Origin of the sequence: Geodermatophilus tzadiensis (genome assembly GCF_003002915.1) — a bacterium.
GTDB classification, from domain to species: domain Bacteria; phylum Actinomycetota; class Actinomycetes; order Mycobacteriales; family Geodermatophilaceae; genus Geodermatophilus; species Geodermatophilus tzadiensis.
Genome location: NZ_PVTG01000002.1, coordinates 159688 through 182530, shown reverse-complemented (window position 1 = coordinate 182530; position 22843 = coordinate 159688). Strand labels below are relative to the sequence as shown.

The window sequence follows — 22843 nt, the reverse complement described above, 5'->3', positions numbered from 1 at the left end:
TTACTGCCGGGGCCCCGCCGCGCTGATCTCGCGCCGGAGCTGCCCGTACGTGGGGGCCTGCACGGGCAGGAACGCCACCTCCCGCACGCGGCGGGCGGTGGCGCTGCCGGCCAGGTACCCCGCTCCGCCGGCGACCGCGGTCTCCAGCCGCACCGCCTCCGCGGCGACGTCGAGCGCGGCCAGCCGCAGCCGGGCGAGGTCGCCGGGGCCGACGCCCACCCGGTCGCCGGCGAGGTCCTCCAGCCGCCGGGCGAGGTCGTCGCGGCGCTCGGCGAGGGCGTCGCCGTCGGCCCGGAGGACGGCGGGCAGGTGCTCCTGCGCCGCGGCCAGCGCGGCGTCGGCGAGGCCGAGGGCGAGCGCGGTCTGCAGCAGCAGCATCGCCGGGCGGCACACCGCCATGAAGGCGGTCAGGTCGTCGCTGAGCACCTGCTCCGGGCCGACGGCGAGGCCGTCGAGGTGCAGCCCGCCGGTGCCGGTGCCGCGCAGACCCAGCGTGTCGTGCGGGCCGGTCGGCGTCACGCCGGGGTCGGTGCGCCGGAACAGCACGACCACGCGCCCCTCGTCGGCCGTGCGGGCGGGGGTGACGACGACCGCGTCGTCGAAGAGGTTCGACGCCCAGCCGACGGTGCCCGACAGCCGCCAGCCCGCACCGTCGCGGACGGCCGTGAGCGGGAGCGTGCCGGTGCCGGCGAGGTCGGCCACCGCGGGTGCGAGCGCGGTCGCGCCGGGCACGGTGCCCGCGCGCAGCTGTGCGGCCAGGCCGTCCAGCGGCGGGGGCGGCGGGCAGCAGCGGAGGTACTCGAGCACCATCCGCTGCGACCAGGCGGCGAACGCGGTGGCCAGCGACACCGCCGCGAGCTGGCGGAGCATCCGCACGGAGACCAGCAGCGCCTCGGTGGGGTCGTCGTCGTCCGCGCCGAACGCACCCACCTCCCCGAGCCGGCGCAGCGCCGGCCGGACGTCGGCCCGGCCGGTGTCGAGGTCGTCCGCGGTGTCGTGGGCGGTGGCACCAGCCGTCGTCGTCACGTCCGGTGCCCTACCCCCGGAACTGCGGGACTACAGCCGGACGTAGAGGCGCAGCGTCACGTAGGCGGCGACCGCGGCCAGGCCCACGCCGGCGGCGGCGATGACGGGGGCGATCGTGGCGATCGCGGCCCAGTCGACCGGCGGGATGATCCCGGCCTTGATCGGCCCGGCCAGCGTCTTGTCGACGAACAGCACCTTGGTCAGCACCAGGCCGCCGACGGCGAGCAGCGCGCCGATCAGCCCGGCCAGCGCGGCCTCGAGGATGAACGGCAGCTGGGTGTACCAGCGCGAGGCGCCGACCAGCCGCATGATGTTGGTCTCGTTGCGCCGGTTGAAGGCGGCCAGCTGGATGGTGTTGGAGATCAGCAGCAGCGCCGCCAGCGCCTGGACGACGGCCACCGCGATCGTCGCGTTGCGGGCGCCGTTGAGCAGGCTGAACAGGCGGTCGAGGAAGTCGCCCTCGTCGCGCACCTGGTCGACGCCGTTCTGCCCGTTGGGGAACTGTTCGGCCACGACCGGGTAGCGCTCCGGGTTGACCAGCTCGACCCGGAAGCTCTCCGGCAGCGCGTCCGGCGGCGTGTTCTCGACCAGCTCGGGCTGCTGGGAGAACTGCTGCTGGAAGCGCTCGTAGGCCTCCTCCTTGGACTCGTAGAGGTAGCCGGCCACCTCGGGCGAGTCCGACAGCTGGGCCTCGATCGCGCTGCGCTGCTCGGCGGTGACGTCGTCGGCCAGGAAGATGGAGACCTGCACCTTGTCGTAGTAGATCTCCTTCATGTCGGAGATCATCCCGGCGATGAGCAGGCCGGTGCCCATGAGGCCGAGCGAGATGGCCGTGGTCAGGATCATCGCGACCGTCATGGTCAGGTTGCGACGCAGCCCGGTGGCCACCTCGGAGAGGACGAAGTTGACGCGCATGGGTTCCCTTGCGTGAGGTGCAGGTCGTCGGGAGGGCGGGGACCTAGCGGCCGACGCCGTAGACGCCGCGCGACTGGTCGCGGGTGATCTGGCCGCCGTTGAGCTCGATCACGCGGCGGCGCATCGAGTCGACGATGTGGTAGTCGTGCGTCGCCATGATCACCGTGGTGCCGGTGCGGTTGATCCGCTCCAGCAGCAGCATGATCCCCTCGCTGGTCTCCGGGTCGAGGTTGCCGGTGGGCTCGTCGGCCAGCAGCACCAGCGGCCGGTTGACGAACGCGCGGGCGATCGCCACCCGCTGCTGCTCACCACCGGAGAGCTCGTGCGGCAGCCGGGCGGCCTTGCCCTCCAGGCCGACCATCTCCAGCACCTCGGGGACCACGCGCTTGATGGTGCGGTGCGGCTTGTTGATGACCTCGAGGGCGAAGGCCACGTTCTCGGCCACGGTGCGGTTGCGCAGCAGCCGGAAGTCCTGGAAGACGCAGCCCATCGTGCGGCGCAGCTTGGGCACCTGCCACTTGCTCATCGTGTTCAGCGTCTTGCCGTTGACGACGACCGTGCCGCGGGTCGGGTCGTCCTCCTTGAGCAGGAGACGCAGGAAGGTCGACTTGCCCGAGCCCGAGGAGCCGATGAGGAAGACGAACTCCCCCTTGTCGATCTCGGTCGACACGTCATCGAGGGCCGGCCGCGCGCTGGCCGGGTAGAGCTTGGTGACGTGTTGCAGTTCGATCACGAGGCGCCACGGTACCTCGCCCGGGGCTCGTTCCGACCCGTTCGCCACGAGACGCCCCGGCGCGTCCCCGGCGGGGACGGGGTGGCGGCCGGCCTCAGCTGGCGGCGACCGTCTCCTGCTGACGGCGCCAGCGGATGCCGGCCTCGATGAAGCCGTCGATGTCGCCGTCGAGCACCGCCGCGGTGTTGCCGGTCTCCTGCTCGGTGCGCAGGTCCTTGACCATCTGGTAGGGGTGCAGCACGTAGGAGCGCATCTGGTTGCCCCAGCTGGAGCCCTCGCCCTTGAGCGCGTCCATCGCGGCGCGCTGCTCCTCCTGCCGCTTGGCCAGCAGCCGCGCCTGCAGCACCCGCATGGCGGCCGCCCGGTTCTGGATCTGGCTCTTCTCGTTCTGGCAGGACACCACGATGCCGGTGGGCAGGTGGGTGATCCGGACGGCGGAGTCGGTGGTGTTCACGCTCTGCCCGCCGGGGCCCGAGGACCGGAAGACGTCGATCCGGATCTCGTTCTCCGGGATCTCCACGTGGTCGGTCTGCTCGACGACGGGCAGCACCTCGACGCCGGCGAACGACGTCTGCCGGCGGCCCTGGTTGTCGAACGGCGAGATGCGCACCAGCCGGTGGGTGCCCTGCTCGACCGACAGCGTGCCGTAGGCGTAGGGCTGCTTGACCGCGAACGTGGCCGACTTGATGCCGGCCTCCTCGGCGTAGGAGGTGTCGTAGACCTCGACGGCGTAGCGGTGCCGCTCGGCCCAGCGCAGGTACATCCGCATGAGCATCTCGGCGAAGTCGGCGGCGTCGACGCCCCCCGCCTCCGAGCGGATGGTCACCAGCGCCTCGCGGGAGTCGTACTCGCCGTTGAGCAGGGTGCGGACCTCGAGCTCGTCGATCTCCTTGCGCAGCGCCGCGAGCTCGCGCTCGGCCTCGGCCGCGGTGGCCTCGTCGGACTCCTCCTCGGCCATCTCGTGCAGCACGCCGACGTCGTCGAGGCGGCGGCGCAGCTCCTCGACCCGGCGCAGGTCGCCCTGCAGGTAGGACAGCCGGGAGGTCAGCGCCTGGGCCGCCTCGACGTCGTTCCAGAGGTCCGGCGCGGCCGCCTGCTGCTCCAGCTCGGCGACCTCGCGGCGGAGGCGGTCGACGTCGATGACGGACTCGATGCTCCCGAGGGTCGTGTCGAGCTCGTCCAGGACGACGGCGAAGTCAGCGGCCACGTCGATCCAGGGTAGTGCGCCTCCGGGCGGCGGGGCGGCGCGGTCACCGGCCGTCCTCGCAGCGGGCGCGCCGCCACCCGCCCGGGCGGGTGGGTCCGGCGCGCACCGGGTACCGGCCGGGCATGAGCGAGCCCCGCCGCCGGCCGACCCGCGAGGACCACGAGCGCGGCCTGCCCGACCGACACCACCCGGCCGCCGGCCTGCTCGGCGCGCCGCCCGCGCGGTCGGCGCCGGCGGACCTGCTCGTCGCGGGCCGCCGCACGGGGCGCGGGGAGCCGGGCTGACGTGCGCGCCGTCGTCCACACCGAGTACGGGGAGCCCGACGTCCTGTCCGTCGGGGAGGTCGAGGAGCCGCACGCGGGGCCGGGCACCGTGCGCATCGCCGTCCGCGCGGCGAGCGTGAACCCGGTCGACTGGAAGATCGTCTCCGGCGCGATGGCCGGCGGCCGGCCGCTGGCGGGCCCGCGGGTGCCCGGGGCCGACGCCGCGGGCGTCGTGGACGAGGTCGGCGCGGGCGTCGTCGGCGTGCAGGTCGGCGACCCGGTGTTCGGCCTGGGCTCGGGCACCGCCGCGGAGCACGCGGTGCTGCGCGCGTGGGCGCCCAAGCCGCCCAACGTCTCCTTCGAGGCGGCCGCGGGGCTGGGCGTGGCCGGCGAGACCGCCGTCCGGGTGCTCGACCTGCTCGGTCTGCAGCTCGGCCGCACCGTCGTCGTCGACGGCGCCACGGGCGGGGTCGGGATCTGCACGGTCCAGGTCGCGGTCAGCCGGGGCCTGGTCGTCATCGGCACGTGCAGCCCGGCCAACGCCGACTTCGTCCGCTCGCTGGGCGCGGTGCCCACCCGCTACGGCGAGGGCCTGGCCGACCGGGTGCGCGAGATCGCGCCGAACGGCGTGGACGGCGCGGTGGACACCGCCGGCCGCGGCTCGGTGCGCGACCTGGTCGCGCTCACCGGCGACCCCGGGAAGGTGGTCACCATCGCCGACTTCGGCGCCGGCGAGCTCGGCGTGCAGGTCACCACGGGCGGCGGCCGGGCCGGCCCGCGGCTGGCCGAGGTCGCCGGGCTGGTGGTCCAGGACCGCCTGGAGCTGCCGGTGGCGGAGGTCTACCCCTTCGAGCGGGTGGCCGAGGCCTACCGGCGCAGCCGCGAGGGGCACGTGCGCGGCAAGCTGGTGCTGGTGCCCTGATCAGGGCTCGCGCGTCTCGGCGACCACCCAGCGCAGGTAGTCCGGGCTGCCGCCGGCGACGGGGAGGGCCAGGACACAGGGGACGTCGTAGGAGTGCAGCTCCGCCGTGCGGGCGGTGATCGCCGGCACCAGCGAGGCGCGGGTGTGCAGGGCGACGCGGGCCTCCGGCTCGTCGTGCACCTGCCCCTCCCACCGGTACACCGAGCGGACCGCGGCCAGCTGGTGCCCGCAGGCGGCCAGCCGCTCCTCCACCAGCGTCCGGGTGAACCCGGCCAGCCACTCGGCGTCCGGACCGGTGACGACCACCTCGACGACGTCCACGGGTGCCATCCTGCGCGGTGCGTGCGGGGGCCCGCGCGGGGTAGGTGGCCGCCCATGAGCGACGACCTGACACTCGACATCGACGGTGAGCGGTACGTGCTGCGCAAGGGCGACGAGGGCCTGCAGGTCGGCCGCGCCGTCGGTGGCGACGTGACCTGGCTGGACGACGTCGACCCCGGCCTGCTCCCCGAGGACGCGCGCGCCGCCCTGGCCGAGGGCGACTCCTCCAGCGAGGCGCTGCGGACCGCGGTCAACGGCATCGTGCAGGCCGAGATCGAGCGCGGCGGCTGACCGCACCTCGCTGCTGTCGGGGTGTTCCTCGTGCTCCGCGGGTCCTGCAGCACCCGCGGAGCACGAGGAACACCCCCGGAGGCGCGCGGACCGGCGTCCCGCGGCAGGGACCTCGGACCCGCCCCGGGCGCACCCGGCCGCCCTAGCGTGGGGACCGGACGCCAGGCAGCGGCGTCCGGCCGCCGGCCTCGTCGGCCGGCCTGCCCCGGGAGTCCCCATGAGCACGCCCGTCGACCACCCACCCGCTCCGGCCGAGGGACCGCGGCCGTCCGCCGACACGTCGGACAGGTCCGCCCCACCCGCCGAGAAGCGCGGCATCGAGGACCGCAGCCTGGTGCTCTTCGGTCTGGTGGTGGCCTTCATCGTGCTGGCCTTCGTCGGCATGTTCGTGCTGACCGCGCTCGGCGGCGGCACCGACTACATCCCCTGGGGCGACTGACCCCTGACCCCCGCTGACCGTCCCGGCCGGAGAGGCCGGGACGGCGGGCCCCCGCGCGCCCGCACCGCGCCCGCGACGTCGCCGCACGCCCTCGTTCCTCCGTGCGCCTTCCCTCGCCGCCCTGTGACGTGTACAACGGTACGGACATCTTGTACGCACAACGGCCGGCGCAGTGCTGCGCACCGAGGAGTGCCTCATGAGTTCCGCCCCGTCCGGCACCGAGCGGTCCCGGGTGCCCCTGTTCGCCACGATGAACCGCATCCCCGGTGGGCTGATGCTCATCCCGCTGGTGCTCGGCTCGGTGCTCGGCACCTTCGCGCCGGGCGCGCTGGGCATCGGCAGCTTCACCACCGCGCTGTTCCAGGACAGCGCACTGCCGCTCATCGCCCTGCTGATCTTCGCCACCGGCACCCAGGTCACGTTCCGCACCGGCGGCCCGGTGCTGGCGCACACCGGCGTCATCCTGCTGTGCAAGAGCCTCATCCCGGCCGGCCTGATCGTGCTGCTGGGCCTGGTCGTGGGCCTCGACGGCTTCTGGGGGCTGTCGATCCTGGGGCTGCTGGCCGCCTTCGACAACAGCAACGGCGGGCTGTGGCTGGCCTTCACCGGCAAGTACGGCGACAACCGCGACCGCGGCGCCTACCTGGCCTCGGCCATCAACGACGGCCCCTTCTTCAGCCTGCTGTTCCTCGGCGCCTCCGGCCTCGGCGACATCCCCGTGCTCACGCTGGTGGCGGCCCTCGTGCCGTTCCTGCTCGGCGCGATCGTGGGCAACGTCGACCCGCAGTGGCGCGAGGTGCTGCGCCCGGTGCCGAACATCGTCATCCCGTTCTTCGCCTTCGCCCTGGGCACCGGCATCGACCTGGGCGCGGTGGTCACCGGCGGCATCGGCGGCATCGCGATCGGCGTCGCCGTCGTGCTGATCACCGGCTCGCTGGTCTACCTCGGCTACCGCTTCCTCCTGCGCCGCGGCCGCAAGGCCGGCATCGGCTTCGCCGCCGCCACCACGGCCGGCAACGCCATCGCCACCCCGGGCATCGTCGCGGCCGCCGACCCCCGCTTCGCCGAGTACGTCGGGACGGCGACCGCGCAGGTGGCCGCCTCCGCGCTGGTCACCGCGATCCTCGCGCCGATCGTCGCCTCCTTCGTGCTCAAGCGCGCCGGCGGGCTGACCAGCGAGGACGAGCTCGACGTCCCCGTCGCGACCGTCCCCGGCCCCGACCCGGCGGCCCCCGACGGGAGGACGACGGGGGACGGCCGGTGAGCCGCATCGGCGTCGTCGCCGACGACCTCACCGGCGCCACCGACACGTCGGTGCAGTTCGCCCGCCGGGGCTGGCCCACGCTGCTGCGGCTGCGCCCGGGCGCCGACCGGCTCCCCGCCGACGCGGTGCTGGCCGAGTGCACCGACGCCCGGGCCCTCGGGGACGCCGCCGCCCCGGCGACCGCCGCCGCCGTCACCCGGCTGCACGGGTCCGGCGCCGACCGGCTCTACGTCAAGGTCGACTCCACGATGCGCGGCTCGGTCGCCGCCCAGGTGCGCGGCGCGCTGGAGAGCTGGTCGGCGGTGCGGCCGGCCGCCTTCGCCGTCGTCTGCCCCGCCTACCCGGCGATGGACCGGGTGGTCGCCGCCGGTGTCGCCCTGGCCGGCGGGCGGCTGCTGGAGGAGGGCCCGGCCGGGCGCGACCCGGTCACCCCGGTGGCCACCTCCCGGCTGGCCGACCTGCTGCCCGGCTCCCTGCACGTCCCGCAGCCGGCCGGCGGTGACCCCGCCGTGCTGGCCGCGACGCTCACCGCGGCCGGCCGCGCCGCCCGGGTGGTCACCGTCGACGCCCGGGACGACGCCGACCTCGCCCGCCTCGCCGACGCCGTCGACCGGGTGGGCCCCGACGCGGTGCCGGCCGGCTCGGCCGGGCTGGCCGCGGCACTGGCCGACCGGTGGCGACCCGCGACCGCCATCGACCCCGTCGACGCGCCGCCGTCCGGCGAGGGGCCGCTGCTGGTGCTGGTCACCTCGCTGCACCGGACCGCCCGCGAGCAGGAGGCCCGGCTGCGCGAGGCGTGCGGCGGCGACCTGCTGCACCTGACCCCGGCCGCGGCGGACCTGGCCGACGAGGCGGCCTGGGCCGCCTGGGTCGAGCGCGCCGTCCCCACCGGCCCGGTGCCCGGCCTGGTCGTCGTCACCGCGCCGGAGGAGCGCACCCCCGGCGTCCGCGCCGACGCGGTCGCCGCCGCGCTGGCCGGGCTCGTCGCCCGGCTGCACGCCCACCGGCCCTTCGGCCGCGTCCTGGTCACCGGCGGCGACGGCGCCCGGGCGCTGGTGGACCGGTGGGGGTGCACCGGCATCGAGGTCCTCGGCGCGGTGACCGAGGGCGTCCCGCACGGCCGGCTCGTCGGCGGGGACGCCGACGGGCTCCCGGTGACCACCAAGGCCGGCGGCTTCGGCGACGCGGACACCCTCGTCCGCGCCGTCGTGTCCGCCGGGCGACCCTGAACAGACGCACGAGGAGAGGACAGTCGTGGACAAGCCCACGCTCGCCGTGACCATCGGCGACGTCGCCGGCATCGGCCCGGAGATCACCGCCAAGGCCCTGCTGGGGCACGACGACCTGCGGGCCGAGTGCGTGCCCGTGGTGGTCGGCGACGTCGGCGCGGTCCGCCGGGCGGTGCAGGCCGTCGGCGGGGACGCCGGCGTCGTCCGGCAGATCGAGGACCCGCGTACGGCGGCCAACGAGCCCGGCACCGTCGAGGTGGTGCAGGTCGGCGACCCGATGCCCGAGGTGCCGCTGGGCCGGCTCAGCGAGGTCGCCGGCGACGGCTCCTACCGCTTCGTCGTCGCCGCCTGCGACCTGGCCAAGTCCGGCGCGGTCGACGGCATCGTGACCGCGCCGCTGAACAAGGCCGCCATGCACTCGGCCGGCCACGCGTGGCCCGGGCACACCGAGCTGCTCGCGCACGAGTTCGGTGTGGAGAACTTCAGCCTGGTGCTGTCGGCCGGTGACCTCTACCTGTTCCACCTGACCACCCACGTGTCCCTGCGGCAGGCCATCGAGGCGGTCACCCCGGAGCGCACGCAGGCGGTGCTCCGGCTGGCCGGCGCCTTCACCCGTGCACTGGGCAGGCCCGACGCCGAGGTGGCGCTGGCGGGGCTCAACCCGCACGCCGGGGAGAACCGCATCTTCGGCGACGAGGACGCCGACGTGCTGGCCCCCGCGGTCGAGGCGGTGCGCGCCGACGGCGTCAACGCCGTGGGCCCGCTGCCCGCCGACGCCCTGATCCCGGCGGCGGTCAAGGGGCGCTACGAGATGGTCGTCGTCTGCTACCACGACCAGGGGCACGCCCCGTTCAAGGCGGTCTACGGCGACGACGGCGTCAACATCACCGTGGGCCTGCCGGTGGTGCGGGTGTCGGTGGACCACGGCACCGCCTTCGACATCGCCGGTCAGGGCATCGCGCGCGAGGGCAGCCTGGTGCTGTCCTGCCGCCGCGCGGCGGCCCTGGCGCAGGGCTGGGACCAGGTCTGGCAGACGGCGCAGGCCTCGGCCGCCCAGCTGACCCCCTAGGGTCGGCACCCGTGCCGGGTCTCGACCGCGCCGCCGGGCGGCCGCTGCACGTGCAGGTGGCCGACGCGCTGCGGGCGCAGATCCGCGACCACCGCCTGCCGCCGGGGTCGGCGCTGGCCAGCGAGGTCGCCCTGCAGGAGCGGTTCGGGGTGGCCCGCTCGGTGGTGCGGCAGGCGCTGTCGACCCTGGTGGCCGAGGGACTGGTGGAGCGCAGCCGGGGGCGCGGCAGCGTGGTGGCGCCCGCCCGGCAGCACCACCGGCTGGTGCAGCGCGCCAGCGGGCTCTACGCGCAGATGGCCGCCGAGGGGCTCGCGGTCGGCACCGAGGTGCTGTCCCTCACCGAGGAGCCGGCCGCCGGCCAGGACCGCTGGCTGGGCGGCGACCGGGTGCTGCGGCTGGAGCGGCTGCGGCGGGTGGACGGCCGGCCGCTGGCCCGCATCCGCACCGCCCTGCCGCTCCCCCGCTGCGCCGGCCTGACCGCCGAGGAGCTCACCGACGCCTCCCTGCACGAGGTGCTCACCCGCCGCTTCGGCGCCCGCCCCACCGGCGGACGGCGGCAGGTGCGCGCGGTGGCCGCCGACACCGACCTCGCCCGGGAGCTGGAGACCCGGCCGGGCGCTCCCCTGCTGCTGCTCGAGGGGCAGACGCAGGACCAGGACGGCCGGCCGCTGGAGGTGTTCGCCACCTGGCACCGCGCCGAGGACATCGCCTTCGACGTCGACCTGGAGACCGGCCCGTCCTCCTCGGACCCGCCACCCCTCCCACCCCCACCCGACCGGGACGGGCTGCGGGCGGCCGCCGAGCAGGCGCAGCAGCTGGCCGACCGGCTGCGCGAGCTCGCCGACCGCGCCGGCTGACCGCCCGTCCGGCGGCACGCGCGGAACCGGCCTGCTGTCAGTCGAGTCCGTCGAGGGCCTCGCCCCACGCCAGCCACTCGTCGACCCGCTGCTGCAGGTGCGCGGCCCCCTGCTCCAGCAGGTCCTCACGCCGGCTCTCGTAACCGGCGACCAACTCCTCGTACCCGGTGACGGCCAACTCCAGGGCGGCGACGCAGTGCTGGTGGACGGCGGCGACCTCAGGCGATCCAGGGAGGAACGCCCGGCCCCTGGCCAGCAGGTCCCGCGCCTGCGGGAGCACCTCCGTTCGATAGCGGGCCACCCGACTGGAGAGGGTCGTCGTCTCCTCCTCGATGACGTGCACCGTCGCCGAGATCTCGTCCGACGCCCGGAAGAACGCCGGGCCGATGCGGATGCGGTAGTCCAGCGCGGCGAACTCGGGGTCGACCGCCTGTACCGGTGCAGGGCCGACGGGCACGAGGACGTCCCGGGCGAGGACGACGGCGGAGGCCGATCCAACGGCGACGGCGACGGCGATGGCCAGGGCGGCCCCCTCCGACCGCAGACCGCCCACGAACGGGAGCCACGCGACGGCGAGCAGCGCGAGCAGGCCGAGAGCGGAGGAACGCTGCAGCACGGTTCCCGTCGCGGTGACGCTCAGCCCGCCACCGAGGGCCGCGTTGAGCGCCACGATCCCGAGACCGACCACCGCGGTGGCGACCGGCCCCGCCAGGAGTGCGGCGCCGAGCCCTCGGACCCCATGGGCGACGAGCAGCGACAGTCCGACGCCCGCGCCCGTCGCCGCAGCGACGAACAGGAGCACGTACACGCGCTGGACGGTCACGTCGTCGTCCGCCGGGGGCCCGACGGCCAGCCGGAAGACGACGGCGACGGCGGCACCGACCAGTCCGCCGAGCAGGCCGGCGCTCAGGGTGAGCCTGAGCCCGGGGACCGTCGCGGGGCCGGAGTCCCCCGAGCCCACCGAGACGCCCGGGACCAGCCACGTCGGTGGGACTGCCGCTGGGGAGGGAGCGATGAGGGCGACGGCCGCTGCGCCGGCGAGCACGACGGCGACCGCGGTGACGAGCCAGCCCGAGAGCGCGACCTGCAGCACCTCCGAGGTGCCGGCCCAGCCCACCTGACCGAGCGAGAGCGCCACCGACCCGGTGGCCCAGGCCGCAACCGTGCACAGGGCCGAGGCGAGGACCACGGCCGGCGTCCAGACCGCGGCAGGACCACGCCAGCGCCCGGCCGCCCCGGCCCACGTGAGGCCCAGGCCGGCGACCAGCGCGGTGGCCCCGGCCAGCCCCACGGGCAGCACCAGTGCCGCCCACAGCGGGTCGAACCCCGCCGGGGCTCCCAGTCCGACGCCCGCCAGCGACGTGAGTTGCCCGGCGAGGGCTCCTGCACCCACACCGGCCACCACGGGTCCGCTGCGGACGGGCAGCGCGACCGCGTGCATCGCCACGGCCTGACGCCAGAGCCCCAGCCCCACGGTCGCGCCGAGCAGTACGCCGACCGGCACGATCGACAGGACCACCGACCACTCCCGCTCGGGAGCGCCGCCGATGGTGGAGGCGGCTGCCGCGCGGAGCACGGGCAGGACCGTGGCGGCGAGGAACCCCGCGGCCAGCGCGTCCACGAAGCCGAGTCGGGCAGCCAGGTGTGGTGCCCGGAGGGCCGCTCCGCGCTCAGCAGGTGAGGGGTGGGTGGCCAGCAGCCGCGCGATGCCACCGCCTGACCGGCGATCTCGGGTGGCGGCGGTCTGCCCGAGCATCACCTCGGGGTCGGTGCCCCGGCGGACCGCGCTCAGGTCGGCGTCGACCTCGCGTGCCCGCAGGAGGCCGGCCCGCACCAGTTGCACGACGACCGCCAGGACCGCGGCGCGGACGAGGTAGTCGGGGACGACCTCGAGGTCCCCGACCGCGAGTGCCAGGAACAGCGGCAGCAGGAGCAGTGGACCGAGCACGTCCCAGCTGGCCCGGGCGAGCCAGGTGAACCCGACGTCCCGGTGGGCGACGTGAGCCAGCTCGTGCCGCATGACCGCGTCCGCACGGGGTGTCCCGGCGAGTGCGAGCAGCTTGAGCGGTACGACCACGCGCCAGTCACCGGGCCTGCCGTAGGCGTGAGCGTCGGTGACGCCGTTGAGGGAGCCACCACGCACGAGCAGGGGCGGTCGGCGCAGTCCCGCCTCCGCCGCCAACTCCGCGAAGCGGCACCGGGCGCGCTCGTTGCCACCGTCGAGCGGACGCAGACCCCGACGGCGCTCGTGCACGGTGGGCGCGACGAGCACCACGATCCACGCCAGGACCAGCACGAGGGCACCCATCACCAGCGCGATGGCCACGCGGCGCTGCTCCACCGGCGCCATGCACGCGGTGAAGGTCTCTGCCAACACCCCGGGTCCGCCCTCCGGGACCACCGTGCACTCCCGGAAGCGGGCGTTCCACGGGTCGGCCAGCACCAGGTTGTGCAGCATCGTGCCGACCACGAGACCTGTGCCGACCATGGTGGCGACCAGGAGGATGGCGCGCAGCGTCGTCGTCCGGGGCAGCGCCAGGACGTCGACCCGCGGCGTCGTCCCCGGCGGTGCAGCGGTGCCGGTCACGGCGTCAACCGCTGACGATGAGCGCACCGGCCACCGACTCGGCGATCGAGCGTGCCTCCGCATCGGGCACGCCCAGTGACCGGAGTCGGTCGAAGGTGGTCCGCCAGGCCGTGCGGGCCTGCTCCGCCGACAACCCCCCGCTCGGGGCGGCGGCAGCCCGAGCCTCAGTGTGGCGGCGGAAGAGGGCGCGGATGCGGTCGGCCACGAGAGGGGTGAGCGCCTCCTTGGCCCCGTCGGCCACCAGGCCGCCCAGCCACTGCACCAGCGGCACGGCCACCGCGAGGACGTAGGGGGTGACCAGTGCCAGGTCCGCGCCGAAGGCAAGCGGCTCGTCCCGCTCCTCGCGCTGCACCGCGCCCTGTGGGTCGGCGAAGAACTCCGCCGAGAGATCGCCGAGGGCGGGCACCTCGTCCGGTGCCGTCTCCTCCAGCACCGCGGCCGCGAGTTCCACCGCGAGCTGCCGCTCCTCGGGACTGGCGGTGACGACGGCGTCGATCGACATGGGCGTCCTCCCTGGGTGACCGGCGTCCCGCCGGACGGTCCCCGGAGTCTCGGGGCGGCGCGTCACCGGAGCGTCACCGCACTTCGGCGGCGTGCACCTCGACGACCGAGATGCCACAGCCCGGACAGCGCAGGGGTGCGGCGTCCCGCTCGAGACCTGCGCCAGCACTCCGGACCCCCCGACACGCTCCTCGCGCTGCCACCGGCGACGCCGGCCATCCCGTCGACCAGCCGGCGCACGCCGGGATCGAAGCTCCCAGCAGTCAGGACCTCCTGGTCGCGCTCTCCGGGTTGAGGAACAGGCCGGGCACCAGCATGTGGATGGCCCCGACGAGGACGTTGTCCCCGTTCGACAGCGCCGCTGCCGACCCGGTCGCCCGGGCCCGCAGCCGGGCGCCCTCCGCGAGGGCGTGGAAGACCTCCGCGACGTCGTGCCAGGTGTACTCCGGCCGCAGCTGGAGGTCGAAGCGGCGGGCCAGCGCCTCGTGCAGCTGGGTCCAGTAGGCGATCCACTGCTCGTACTGCGCCTTGAGGAAGACCCGCACGCGCGGGTGATTGGGCAGCGCCACCCAGACGACCGTGCGCAGCCCCCACAGCGGGTCGTCCAGAGTCACGGCCATCACCCGGGTGACCAGCCGCTGGACGAGCTCCTCGAAGGGCAGGTCCTCGGGCAGCTGGCGCGCCGCCTCGGCCACGTCGTGGATGGTCTGCTCCACCAGGGCCGGCCGCAGCAGGTAGGCGATGAGGTCCTCGGTGTAGCGGCTCTTGTACCGCCAGCGGTCGCGGAACATCCCGACGGTCAGCATCCGCGGGTGCTCGCGGTGGGCGTCCTCGTGCTCGGCCCGCTCGATCAGCCGGGCCTGCGACAGCCCGGTGAACAGGCGCGTCCCGGCGTCGTGGTCGTCCATCAGGTCGGGACCGCGGTGGTCGAGCAGGTCGTCGCAGAGCAGCTGCAGCCCGACGTCGAGGAAGGCGCGCGTCTCCGGGCTGTTGGCGATCTTCACCCGGGTGGCCGGGCGGGCATCGGCCGCGACGTTGCTGAGCACCGTCGCCAGGTCGTCCTCCGACATCGGCTTCCCCCGGCCACGTCGCGAGCTGGACCTCCAGCGTAGGACCTCCAGCGCTGGAGGTGTCCCGCTCGCACCCCGGGGAGCGCGCGCCCGGACCGGCGGTCGGCGGTGTGACCGCCCCTCCTGATGGGCTTGGACCTGCCTCGTCCGGCCGCTCGACAGTCGTCCCACCAGCGAACGGACGCTCCGGAGGACGGACATGACCGTGCTCGACACCCCCCTCGACGCGCCCGCCCGGGACGACGCCGGCGCCGACTTGACCGCGCTCGTGGCGGCCGCCCGCCGCGGCGAGCCCCGGGCCTGGGAGTGCCTCGTGCAGCGCTTCACCCCGCTCGTCCGCGCCGTCACCGTCCGGTTCCGGCTCGGGGAGCACGACGCCGAGGACGTCGCCCAGGTGGTCTGGCTGCGCCTGGTGGAGCACCTCGACCGCATCCGCGAGCCGCTCGCGCTGCCCGGCTGGATCGCGACGACGGCCCGCTGCGAGAGCCTGCGCGTGGCCCGCGCCGGCGAGCGCACGCTGCCGGTCGACCCCCTGGACGACGCGACCCGGGCGTTCACCGGCCAGGACCCCGAGGTCGACGCCGTCCTGCTGCAGGCCGAGCAGGTCGAGGCCGTCCGCGAGGGCCTCGCCGGCCTGTCCCCGACACAGCGGGACCTGTTGCTCCTGCTCGTCGCCGACCCCCCGCTGAGCTACCGGGAGATCAGCGCGCGGCTGGGCATGCCCGTCGGCAGCATCGGCCCGACCCGCGCCCGCACCCTGGCCCGCCTGGAGGCCACCCCGGCGGTCAGCCGCTACCTGGCGACCGACCGGCGCGAGGCGGTCCGCCGGGCGTGCGCGGCGTGACGGTCCGGGACCGGCGGGTCGGTCCAGGGGGCGAACGCGGCCTTGCCGGTCCCGACGACCCCGGCCAGCTCCGAGCAGTGGCGCCGGACGACGTCGGCGAAGCCGCCCCGCTCGACCCAGTCCATCCCGAGGGGCGTGTACACCTCGGGCCGGAAGTCCACGGTGAGGAACCGGTCGCTCTGCAGCCGCCGCGACGCCATGAGCAGGAAGACCCGGAACGCCGTGTCGCTGAACCCGAAGCCGGCGGGCGGCGTCTCGGCGAGCAGGCCGATCACGGTGTCGATCCGGTCGACCGACCCGTACAGCCGCTCGAGGGCGGCGAGGGTCTCCGGGTCGGTCGTCAGCTCCTCGAAGGCGCTGATCCGGGGCATGTGCAGCGCGGCCCGGAAGTCGTTGTAGCGCGGCACGCCCCGCCGGCGGGTCCGCACCACGTCCACCACCGCGAGGTCGACGATCTCCCCGTCGCGCTCGAAGTGCCGCAGCGCCTTCGGGAAGTTGTGCAGCGTGACGGCGCCCGGGGAGGCGGTGCCCAGGGAGCGCAGGGACTCGGCCAACCCGATGTGGCGGAACACCTCCTGGGTCCCCGGCCCCGAGATGTCGTCGAAGCCGAACGCGCGGGGCTCCCCGGTGGCGGGGTCGACGAAGACGTAGTCGTCGGGGAGGAGCGGGTGCATCCGGTACACCGTCACGAACTCCTCGGTGAGGGAGAACGGGACGCCGGAGTGGTCGGGCCGGGTGCGCGGGATGCCGTGGACGGCGTGCGGGTCGAGCAACCGGAGGCCGAGGCGGCTGAGCCACTGGTCCGGCGCCCCCCGCCAGTTGACCGACATCGCCGTGTCGAGGGTCTTCGTGCCGAGGATCGCCGGCGTCCACTCCACCGTGTGGATCTTCGCGATCAGCGCGGACACCACCAGCCGCGCGGTCTGGTACGTCCGCTCCTCGTCGAGGTCCGGGTACTCGTCCTGCAGGGCGTCGCACACCGCGTTGTGCTCCCGGGCGAACAGGGTCTGCAGTGCGCTCAGGCCCAGCCACCAACTGTCGGAGAACCCGGCGAGCACCACCTCTCCGGGGCCGGGCGCGGTGGGCAGGTGGCCGTCCTCGAGGCGGAGCCGCGCGCCGCGCCCGCCGTCCTCGCGCAACCGGGCCGCCTTCTCGGCGTCGCTGCCGTAGACCTCCGAGCCGTCCCACCAGTGCGACACCTGGTTGCGGTCGCCGGCGTCCTCGGCGATGTGCATGACGTTCTCAGGGCGGCCGTCGGTCGTGCTGCGCCACGTGCGGTCGCCGGGCAGCGGGAGGTCGATGCTGCGCTCGCGCACCGGGTGGCGGCCGTGCTGCACCCAGTCGTGCACCTGGAACTGGATCCAGGCCGCGGCCAGGACGTTGAGCGAGGGGGCGGAGATGAAGTCCGTGCGCGTCAGGAGCGCCTCGGCGACCTCGACCGGGTCGGGGAGGTCGGACTGGTGGCGGTCGACCGGCATGTTGCGGCCGAACCGGGCCCCCCTCGCACCCATGTCGCGGGCCGACAGGTCGTTCCAGCGGCCGTCGGCGGTCCGGTGCGCCACCGCCTCGGGCGGGGGCAGGGGTCCCGGGCGCCGCACCTCGACCCGCTCCGGCGGGTCGGGGTCGACCAGGTTGGACCGGCGCAGCTGCCGGCGCAGCACGGCCAGGTTCAGCAGGGCCAGCCGCGTCGGCAGGCGGTGCCAGGGCCACCGCCGGTTGACGCGGGCGAACACCCGGCCGACCAGCTCGTTGAGCAGGGCGGTGCGCCGGCTCTCCTCGGTCACGTACCGCTGGCCCAGCCGGTGGGCGCTGCTGGCCTGGTAGGCCGCCCGCCGCGCCCGGTTCAGGTTGCCGAGCGGCCGGAACTCGTCGGTGGTGTTCCACGGGTTGAAGGCCAGCCGGTCGACGCGGTGCTCGACGAGTCGGGCCTGCCCGGTGTCGAGCTCCTGGCGGGGCAGGACAAGGCGGGCCACGGACTCGTACCGGACGAACCACCACCGCCGGGCCGTGTTCTCGACAGGTGTCCGCCGCTCCGAGACGTAGCGCTGCACCTCAAGGTCGAACTCGACGTCGCCGGCCGTGAGGCGGCGCGCGAAGTCGGTGCGCAGCTTGTCCGGACCGGTGCCCGGCGGGACGTCCGCTGCCGGGACCGGGCGCAGGCGGTACCGGACCGGGCCGGCCTCCCCCCACATGATCGCCCCGCGGCTGTAGTACGTCTCCCGGGCGAGGCTGTCGGACCGGCGGGAGGAACGGACGAGGTTGCCGATGATCCGGACGGTGGCCCACGGGCCGACCCTCCGGGGCAGCCGCAGCGCCAGTGACAGCAGCTTCGCCGGGGTCGACGTCCTTCCCGCCACCGCCGAGGCCATCGCGACGAACTGCCGGGCGTCGGCCGCCGGGGACACCGGCCAGTTGGTCATGAGCAGGTCGTGCACCGTGTCGCCGCCCGCGTGGACCCGCAGCGCGACGCCGCGCAGGTCGCGGGCGGTGTCGGGCTGGGCGACCCCGTTGGCGTTGGAGAACCGGGCGGTGACGGCCAGCTCGGCACCGGGCCGGAAGCAGCCCTGGCGCAGGCCCGGCGGGAGGTCGCGCCGCACCCGCAGGCAGCCGTTCTCCACCGCGAGCACGGTCTTGCCGTGGAAGGCGCGGTCCACGGCGGCCGCGCCCCGCACCCCGCGGTTGCGCTCCTGCACGACCATGAGCTCCCGGGCCAGCTCGTCGAAGCAGCGGAGCTCGTCCTGCTCGGTCCTGCCGTGGTAGCGCTCGTAGTCCTGGTACCGCACCGGCGTCGTCCCCTCCGTGCTGGGCCAGCCGTGACCCACGCCGGGCCACTCCCCCAGGAGGCGGGCGGAGCCGGGCTGATACGGCGGTCGCACACTCCCGCGCGCTCGGGCGCCGCCTCCCGGGGTGCACGGTGGCGCGGTCGGCGGGCACCCACCAGGGCCGGCTGCGCGCGGTGTCACCGGTGCCCGGCGTGTCCGGCGTGTCGGGCGTCAGCCGCGGGAGTGTCCGTGCGCAGTCGTGCTCTGCCCCCAGTCGGGGGCAGAGCACGACCGGCCGCAGAAGGACTGCCGGCCCTCGCCGGGGACGGGTCTGAGTCTCAGGTCAGCCGTCGACGTAGCGGTCGGTCTCGACGACGAACTGGCCGGTGGCGGTGTTGGCGTCGACGAACTCCGGCAGCAGCGGGATCCGCACCGTCACCGTCGCGCACACCGAGAACTCCTCCCCCGCCACCAGCCGCGGTGCGTACCCGCCGGCCGCCGCGCAGCCGGCTCCGGCCGGGGCGTAGGCCAGCTCGACGTCGGCGGCGTCCACCGCCTGGTCCTCGACCGCCAGCTGCGCCGCCCGCTGCGCCCGCGCCAGCCCGGTGGCCACGTCCGGCGCGGTCGCCAGCGCCCGTCCGGCCTCGCGCGCCGCCGCGGTGGAGGCGAACACCCCGCGCTGCACCGCCGAGAACCCGGCCACCACGTAGACCAGCGGCACGAACACCACCAGCGCCACGAACACGAACTCCACCAGCGCCGACCCACGCTCCCCGTCCAGCTGACCGAGCCGGGCGCGCAGCCACCTCACGGTGCCTCCTCCACCGCCCGGCCGGTGACCTCCAGCGGCAGCACGTCCCCCAGCCCGGCCAGCAGCGTGGGCACCGCACCCGCGCAGCGCACCGTCACCAGCGTCAACCCGCTCGCCTCGACCTCCTCCGCGGCGGAGCACACCAGCCCCGCGGCGGTCCGCGCCGACGTGGCCCGCGCCACCACCGCCAGCGTCCGGCCGGGCGCCTCCGAGACCGACACGTCGGCGTTGGCCGCGAACCGGGCACCCTCCTGCGCGCCGGCGACCACCACGTTGCGCACGTGCACGTAGACGGCCACCTGCAGCACCGCCAGCAGCAGCACCACGATGAGCACCGACACCAGCACGAAGTCCACGACGGCGCTCCCCCGCTCGACGTCGCCGCTGTCGTCGTCGAGGCGGCCCGGCCCCCTAGCCACCGTTGGTCACCGACGCCAGCGCGTTGGTCACCGCCGCCACGATCGCCTCGCGGAACGGGATGAGGATGGCCAGCACCAGCGCCGCCGTCATCACCGTGATCATCACCCAGCCCGGGACGTCGCCCCGCTCGGGATCACCGCCGCGCAGCCGCGCGGCCAGCGCCGCCGTGAGCGTGAGAAGCCAGGCCAGGGCCCGCATCCGTCGTCCTCCTCCGTTGGTCACCGGCGCTCACCGCGCCAGCGAGACGATGCTGATCAGCCCCGGGAACAGGGCGAACAGGACGGTGACCGGCAGCACCAGGAAGACGACCGGCACCATCATCTGGATCTCCTTGCGGCCACCGGCCTCCAGCAGCCGGCGCTTGCCGGCCTCCCGGACGTCGGCGGCCTGCGCGCGCAGCACCTCCGCCAGCGGCGTGCCGCGCTCGATGGCCACCAGCAGCCCGTCGACGAAACGGGCGAGCGCGTCCACCGACGTGCGGTCGGCCACCTGCTGCAGTGCCTCCACCAGCGGCACCCCGGCCCGTGCCCGGCCCAGCGCCGCGCCGAGCTCACGGGCCAGCTCGCCCCCGGAGAGGCGGGTGACCCGCGCGATCGCCGCGGTCGGGCTCTCCCCCGCCGTCACCGCCAGCGCCAGCAGCTCGGCGACCACCGGGAACTCCGCCAGCAGCAGCTCCTCGCGCCGGCGCACCTGCTGGGTCAGCCACCAGTCGCGGCCGAGCACCCCGCCGAGCAGCCCGGCCAGGCACAGCAGCGCCACCGACAGGACGTTGACGCTGCCGGCCGCCAGCGACCCGACGCCGGCCAGCAGCGCCGCACCGAGCAGGCCGAGCCCACCCCACACCACCTGCTCGACCCGCACGTCCTCCACCGTCTGGTCGCCGCCCAGGGCGTCGAGCCGCCGGCGGATGGCGGCCCGGCCGCCGAGCAACCGGTCGACCAGCCGCGCGCCGTCGGCCACCACCGGCCCGAACACCCGCCGGGCGGCGGTGAGCAGGCCGGGCTCGGTCCCCGTCCCGAGCAGCCGTGACGGCGGCGGGGTGTCGTGCACGTAGGGGGCGAGCCGGTCGACCAGCCGAACCGAGCGGAACGGCGGCGCGAAGGTGACCACGAGCAGCAGCCCGGCAGCCGCAGCGCCTCCGAGCAGCACGCCCGACAGGGACGCACTCACTGGAGCACCCGCACGTCCTGCGGCAGCCGCCCGATCCGCAGCATCAACCGGTAGGCGACCAGGCAGACGGCGCCGCCGACGAGCAGCAGCGCGGTGCCCAGCGGCGAGTCGTAGGCGGCCAGCGTCGCCGACTGGGTGGCCAGCAGGAGCAGCACCACCCACGGCGCGCCGACCGCCAGCCGCGCCGCCTGCACCACCCAGCCCTGCCGGGTCTCGAGTTCCGCGCGGGCACGCGCGTCCTCGCGCAGGAACGTGGCCAGGGTGCGCAGCACCCGGCCCAGGTCACTGCCGCCGACCTCGCGGGCCACCCGCAGCGTCTCCACGATCCGGTCGCCGACGGGGTCGGCGAGGTCGGCCTTGAGCCGGTCGAGGCTCTCGCCGAACCGACCGCTGGAGCGGTGGTCGGCGGCGAACCGGACGAACGGCGGGCGCAGCACCTCCGGCCCGCGGGTGCCCAGCGCCGCCAGCGCCTCCGGCAGCGACAGCCCCGCCCGCACCGCCGAGGCCAGGTTGTCGACCACCTCCGGCCACACTTCGCGCAGGTCGGCCCGGCGCCGCGCGGCCAGCCGTCGCACCTGCACGTGCGGCACGGCGAGGCCGAAGACCCCGAACGCCAGGCTCACCGTCACCGTCCCCGTCGTCAGCAGGACGACGACCAGCGCGAGCAGGCCCAGGCCGACCTGCAGGGCTCCCAGCTGCGCGGCGTTGATCCCGGTCAGCCCGGCCTCGGCGAGCAGCCGCGCCCGGCGTCCGGGCGGGCGCGGGCCGGTCCGCCGCCGCGGTGCCCGGGGACCGCTGCGCCACACCAGCAGCAGCCCGACGCCGAGCAGCAGCCCCAGCAGCGCGCCGGTCAGCTCCACGTCGGCGCCTGCAGCAGGGCGGACAGGTCGAACCCGGCGGCGGTAAAGCGCTCGGGGTGCGGCGGGAAGCCCTCGGCGCGCACCAGCCGGCCCTCGCGCGTGGTGAAGACGTCGGCCAGCTCCACCACGCCGTCCTCGGCCCGGCCCGGGACCGCCACGACCTCCCGCACCCGCCGCTGCCCGGAGTGCTCGGTGGCCACGTGCACCACCAGGTCGACGCTGGCCGCCACCGTGGGGACGACGAAGGCGTGCCCGATGTTGTCGCCGGCCAGCAGCGGCAGCGTGCACATCTTCACCACCGCCTCGCGGGCGCTGTTGGCGTGCAGCGTGCACATGCCGGGCAGGCCGCTGTTGAGCGCGATGAGCAGGTCGAGGCACTCCTCCTGGCGCACCTCGCCGACGACGATGCGCGAGGGCCGCATCCGCAGCGCCTCCTTGACCAGCCGGCGCAGCGGGATCTCCCCGGCACCCTCGAGGTTGGGCTGGCGGGTCTGCATCGCCACCACGTCGGGCAGCGGCACGCGGAGCTCGAACACCTCCTCGCAGGTGATCACCCGCTCCCGCGCCGGGATCGCCGCGCACAGGCAGTTGAGCAGCGTGGTCTTGCCCGCCTGCGTGCCGCCGGAGACCAGCACGTTCAGGCCCGCGGCCACCGCGGCCTCCAGGAACCGCGCCGCCTGCGTCGTCAGCGTGCCGCCGGCCACCAGCTCGTCGAGGGAGTACGCCTGCAGCACGAACTTGCGGATGTTGACCGCCATGTGCCGGCGGGTGACGTCGGGGATCACCACGTGCAGCCGCGACCCGTCGGGCAGCACCGCGTCGACGAAGGGCTGGCTCATGTCGATCCGCCGCCCCGACGTGCGCAGCATCCGCTCCACCAGGTCGGCCAGCTGCCCCGCGCCCAGGATCGTGGTGGTCAGCTCGCTGCGCCCCCGCCGCGCCACGAACACCCGGCCGGGCTCGTTGACCCAGATCTCCTCGACCTCGGGGTCGTCGAACCAGCGCTGCAGCGGCCCGAACCCGGCCACCCGGTCGAGCACGTCGCGCACCACCGCGTCGGGATCCCCGATCGGCGGCAGCGCCGAGGTCAGCGACCGCTCGGAGTAGTCGGCGACCACGTCGCGCACGAGCACCCGCACCGGCGCCGGATCGGTGAACGGGTCCAGGCCACGGCGGCGGATCAGCTCGCGCACCTCGCCGTCGACGACGTCGAGCGCGCTCGTCGCAGTCGGCACCGCACCCCCGTCGACCCGCCGTTCCCTGCCCAGGACCACGGGACGAT

At 75.4% G+C, this 22843-nt stretch carries 24 protein-coding genes; 9 read left to right on the top strand and 15 right to left on the bottom strand.

The features are described from left to right. The 4 genes from LY71_RS03900 to prfB all read right to left on the bottom strand — a co-directional run bounded on the left by LY71_RS03900 (position 1) and on the right by prfB (position 3881). Positions 1 to 1026 carry an acyl-CoA/acyl-ACP dehydrogenase gene (locus LY71_RS03900; RefSeq protein WP_106275650.1) on the bottom strand — a complete coding sequence of 342 codons (1026 nt, stop codon included), beginning with the start codon at positions 1024 to 1026 and terminating at the stop codon, positions 1 to 3. 30 nt (positions 1027 to 1056) lie between these two features. Beyond that, entirely contained in the window at positions 1057 to 1941 is an 885-nt protein-coding gene (ftsX, locus tag LY71_RS03895; RefSeq protein ID WP_106275649.1) for a permease-like cell division protein FtsX, read from the bottom strand. A gap of 43 nt (positions 1942 to 1984) precedes the next feature. Then, positions 1985 to 2674 carry a cell division ATP-binding protein FtsE gene (gene ftsE / locus LY71_RS03890; RefSeq protein WP_091365444.1) on the bottom strand — a complete coding sequence of 230 codons (690 nt, stop codon included), beginning with the start codon at positions 2672 to 2674 and terminating at the stop codon, positions 1985 to 1987. Between the two features lie 94 nt (positions 2675 to 2768). Beyond that, positions 2769 to 3881 (bottom strand): peptide chain release factor 2, encoded by a 1113-nt coding sequence (gene prfB / locus LY71_RS03885; protein ID WP_106275648.1) that lies wholly within the window; start codon positions 3879 to 3881, stop codon positions 2769 to 2771. Positions 3882 to 4003: 122 nt separating this feature from the next. On the opposite strand from prfB, the gene LY71_RS23305 reads away from it, so the two are divergent. Together LY71_RS23305 and LY71_RS03875 are read left to right on the top strand one after the other, a co-directional pair. Further along, the gene (locus tag LY71_RS23305) at positions 4004 to 4165 is read left to right on the top strand and encodes a hypothetical protein (RefSeq protein WP_170121205.1); all 162 of its coding nucleotides are present in this window, start codon (positions 4004 to 4006) and stop codon (positions 4163 to 4165) included. 1 nt (position 4166) lies between these two features. Then, a complete protein-coding gene (locus tag LY71_RS03875; protein WP_106275646.1) occupies positions 4167 to 5066 on the top strand; it encodes an NADP-dependent oxidoreductase in 900 nt (299 codons plus the stop codon). Here the strand turns inward: LY71_RS03875 and cutA are convergent, their stop codons facing one another. After that, positions 5067 to 5387, bottom strand: a complete 321-nt coding sequence (gene cutA / locus LY71_RS03870; RefSeq protein WP_425433020.1) for a divalent-cation tolerance protein CutA — start codon at positions 5385 to 5387, stop codon at positions 5067 to 5069. 54 nt (positions 5388 to 5441) lie between these two features. On the opposite strand from cutA, the gene LY71_RS03865 reads away from it, so the two are divergent. The 6 genes from LY71_RS03865 to LY71_RS03840 all read left to right on the top strand — a co-directional run bounded on the left by LY71_RS03865 (position 5442) and on the right by LY71_RS03840 (position 10536). Beyond that, positions 5442 to 5678: a hypothetical protein gene (locus LY71_RS03865; protein WP_106275644.1), complete on the top strand. Its 237-nt coding sequence runs from the start codon at positions 5442 to 5444 to the stop codon at positions 5676 to 5678. Between the two features lie 217 nt (positions 5679 to 5895). Beyond that, positions 5896 to 6117 (top strand): hypothetical protein, encoded by a 222-nt coding sequence (locus LY71_RS03860; protein WP_106275643.1) that lies wholly within the window; start codon positions 5896 to 5898, stop codon positions 6115 to 6117. A 196-nt stretch (positions 6118 to 6313) separates the two neighbouring features. Continuing rightward, on the top strand, positions 6314 to 7381 hold the full coding sequence (locus tag LY71_RS03855) for a 2-keto-3-deoxygluconate permease (RefSeq protein ID WP_106275642.1): 1068 nt from the start codon (positions 6314 to 6316) through the stop codon (positions 7379 to 7381). After that, positions 7378 to 8610 carry a four-carbon acid sugar kinase family protein gene (locus LY71_RS03850; protein WP_106275641.1) on the top strand — a complete coding sequence of 411 codons (1233 nt, stop codon included), beginning with the start codon at positions 7378 to 7380 and terminating at the stop codon, positions 8608 to 8610. Before LY71_RS03855 ends, LY71_RS03850 begins: the two co-directional genes overlap by 4 nt. A 25-nt stretch (positions 8611 to 8635) precedes the next feature. After that, positions 8636 to 9679: a 4-hydroxythreonine-4-phosphate dehydrogenase PdxA gene (gene pdxA, locus LY71_RS03845; protein WP_106275640.1), complete on the top strand. Its 1044-nt coding sequence runs from the start codon at positions 8636 to 8638 to the stop codon at positions 9677 to 9679. An 11-nt stretch (positions 9680 to 9690) separates the two neighbouring features. Then, on the top strand, positions 9691 to 10536 hold the full coding sequence (locus tag LY71_RS03840; RefSeq protein WP_106275639.1) for a GntR family transcriptional regulator: 846 nt from the start codon (positions 9691 to 9693) through the stop codon (positions 10534 to 10536). Positions 10537 to 10573: 37 nt separating this feature from the next. Here LY71_RS03840 and LY71_RS03835 read toward each other — a convergent pair whose 3' ends face one another. From LY71_RS03835 to LY71_RS03825, 3 genes are all read right to left on the bottom strand, one after another. Continuing rightward, positions 10574 to 13123: a M48 family metalloprotease gene (locus LY71_RS03835; RefSeq protein WP_170121204.1), complete on the bottom strand. Its 2550-nt coding sequence runs from the start codon at positions 13121 to 13123 to the stop codon at positions 10574 to 10576. A gap of 4 nt (positions 13124 to 13127) precedes the next feature. Next, a complete protein-coding gene (locus tag LY71_RS03830; protein ID WP_106275637.1) occupies positions 13128 to 13625 on the bottom strand; it encodes a hypothetical protein in 498 nt (165 codons plus the stop codon). Between the two features lie 262 nt (positions 13626 to 13887). After that, positions 13888 to 14694, bottom strand: coding sequence for a hypothetical protein (locus tag LY71_RS03825; RefSeq protein ID WP_106275636.1), 807 nt, complete (start codon positions 14692 to 14694; stop codon positions 13888 to 13890). 199 nt (positions 14695 to 14893) lie between these two features. Between LY71_RS03825 and LY71_RS03820 the strand changes: the two genes are divergently transcribed. Beyond that, positions 14894 to 15538: an RNA polymerase sigma factor gene (locus tag LY71_RS03820; protein WP_106275635.1), complete on the top strand. Its 645-nt coding sequence runs from the start codon at positions 14894 to 14896 to the stop codon at positions 15536 to 15538. On the opposite strand, the gene LY71_RS03815 is transcribed toward LY71_RS03820, so the two are convergent. From LY71_RS03815 to LY71_RS03785, 7 genes are all read right to left on the bottom strand, one after another. Then, a complete protein-coding gene (locus LY71_RS03815) occupies positions 15487 to 18360 on the bottom strand; it encodes a peroxidase family protein (RefSeq protein ID WP_211297127.1) in 2874 nt (957 codons plus the stop codon). The genes LY71_RS03820 and LY71_RS03815 overlap by 52 nt on opposite strands. Before the next feature lie 283 nt (positions 18361 to 18643). Continuing rightward, positions 18644 to 19111, bottom strand: coding sequence for a hypothetical protein (locus LY71_RS03810; protein ID WP_106275634.1), 468 nt, complete (start codon positions 19109 to 19111; stop codon positions 18644 to 18646). Then, positions 19108 to 19530: a TadE/TadG family type IV pilus assembly protein gene (locus LY71_RS03805; protein WP_106275633.1), complete on the bottom strand. Its 423-nt coding sequence runs from the start codon at positions 19528 to 19530 to the stop codon at positions 19108 to 19110. The genes LY71_RS03810 and LY71_RS03805 overlap by 4 nt, the downstream gene beginning before the upstream one ends. Next, entirely contained in the window at positions 19523 to 19729 is a 207-nt protein-coding gene (locus LY71_RS03800; protein ID WP_106275632.1) for a hypothetical protein, read from the bottom strand. Before LY71_RS03800 ends, LY71_RS03805 begins: the two co-directional genes overlap by 8 nt. A gap of 30 nt (positions 19730 to 19759) precedes the next feature. Beyond that, a complete protein-coding gene (locus tag LY71_RS03795) occupies positions 19760 to 20701 on the bottom strand; it encodes a type II secretion system F family protein (RefSeq protein ID WP_106275631.1) in 942 nt (313 codons plus the stop codon). Beyond that, the gene (locus LY71_RS03790; protein WP_245887646.1) at positions 20698 to 21561 is read right to left on the bottom strand and encodes a type II secretion system F family protein; all 864 of its coding nucleotides are present in this window, start codon (positions 21559 to 21561) and stop codon (positions 20698 to 20700) included. The genes LY71_RS03795 and LY71_RS03790 overlap by 4 nt, the downstream gene beginning before the upstream one ends. Then, entirely contained in the window at positions 21552 to 22796 is a 1245-nt protein-coding gene (locus LY71_RS03785; protein ID WP_106275887.1) for a TadA family conjugal transfer-associated ATPase, read from the bottom strand. Before LY71_RS03785 ends, LY71_RS03790 begins: the two co-directional genes overlap by 10 nt. Between the last annotated feature and the right edge of the window lie 47 nt (positions 22797 to 22843).

Coding starts and splice junctions, on each gene's coding strand:
- LY71_RS03865 (WP_106275644.1), top strand. CDS start 5,442: ATGAGCGACGACCTGACACTCGACATCGACGGTGAGCGGTACGTGCTG.
- LY71_RS03800 (WP_106275632.1), bottom strand. CDS start 19,729: ATGCGGGCCCTGGCCTGGCTTCTCACGCTCACGGCGGCGCTGGCCGCG.
- LY71_RS03820 (WP_106275635.1), top strand. CDS start 14,894: ATGACCGTGCTCGACACCCCCCTCGACGCGCCCGCCCGGGACGACGCC.
- LY71_RS23305 (WP_170121205.1), top strand. CDS start 4,004: ATGAGCGAGCCCCGCCGCCGGCCGACCCGCGAGGACCACGAGCGCGGC.
- ftsX (WP_106275649.1), bottom strand. CDS start 1,941: ATGCGCGTCAACTTCGTCCTCTCCGAGGTGGCCACCGGGCTGCGTCGC.
- LY71_RS03855 (WP_106275642.1), top strand. CDS start 6,314: ATGAGTTCCGCCCCGTCCGGCACCGAGCGGTCCCGGGTGCCCCTGTTC.
- LY71_RS03825 (WP_106275636.1), bottom strand. CDS start 14,694: ATGTCGGAGGACGACCTGGCGACGGTGCTCAGCAACGTCGCGGCCGAT.
- LY71_RS03860 (WP_106275643.1), top strand. CDS start 5,896: ATGAGCACGCCCGTCGACCACCCACCCGCTCCGGCCGAGGGACCGCGG.
- LY71_RS03830 (WP_106275637.1), bottom strand. CDS start 13,625: ATGTCGATCGACGCCGTCGTCACCGCCAGTCCCGAGGAGCGGCAGCTC.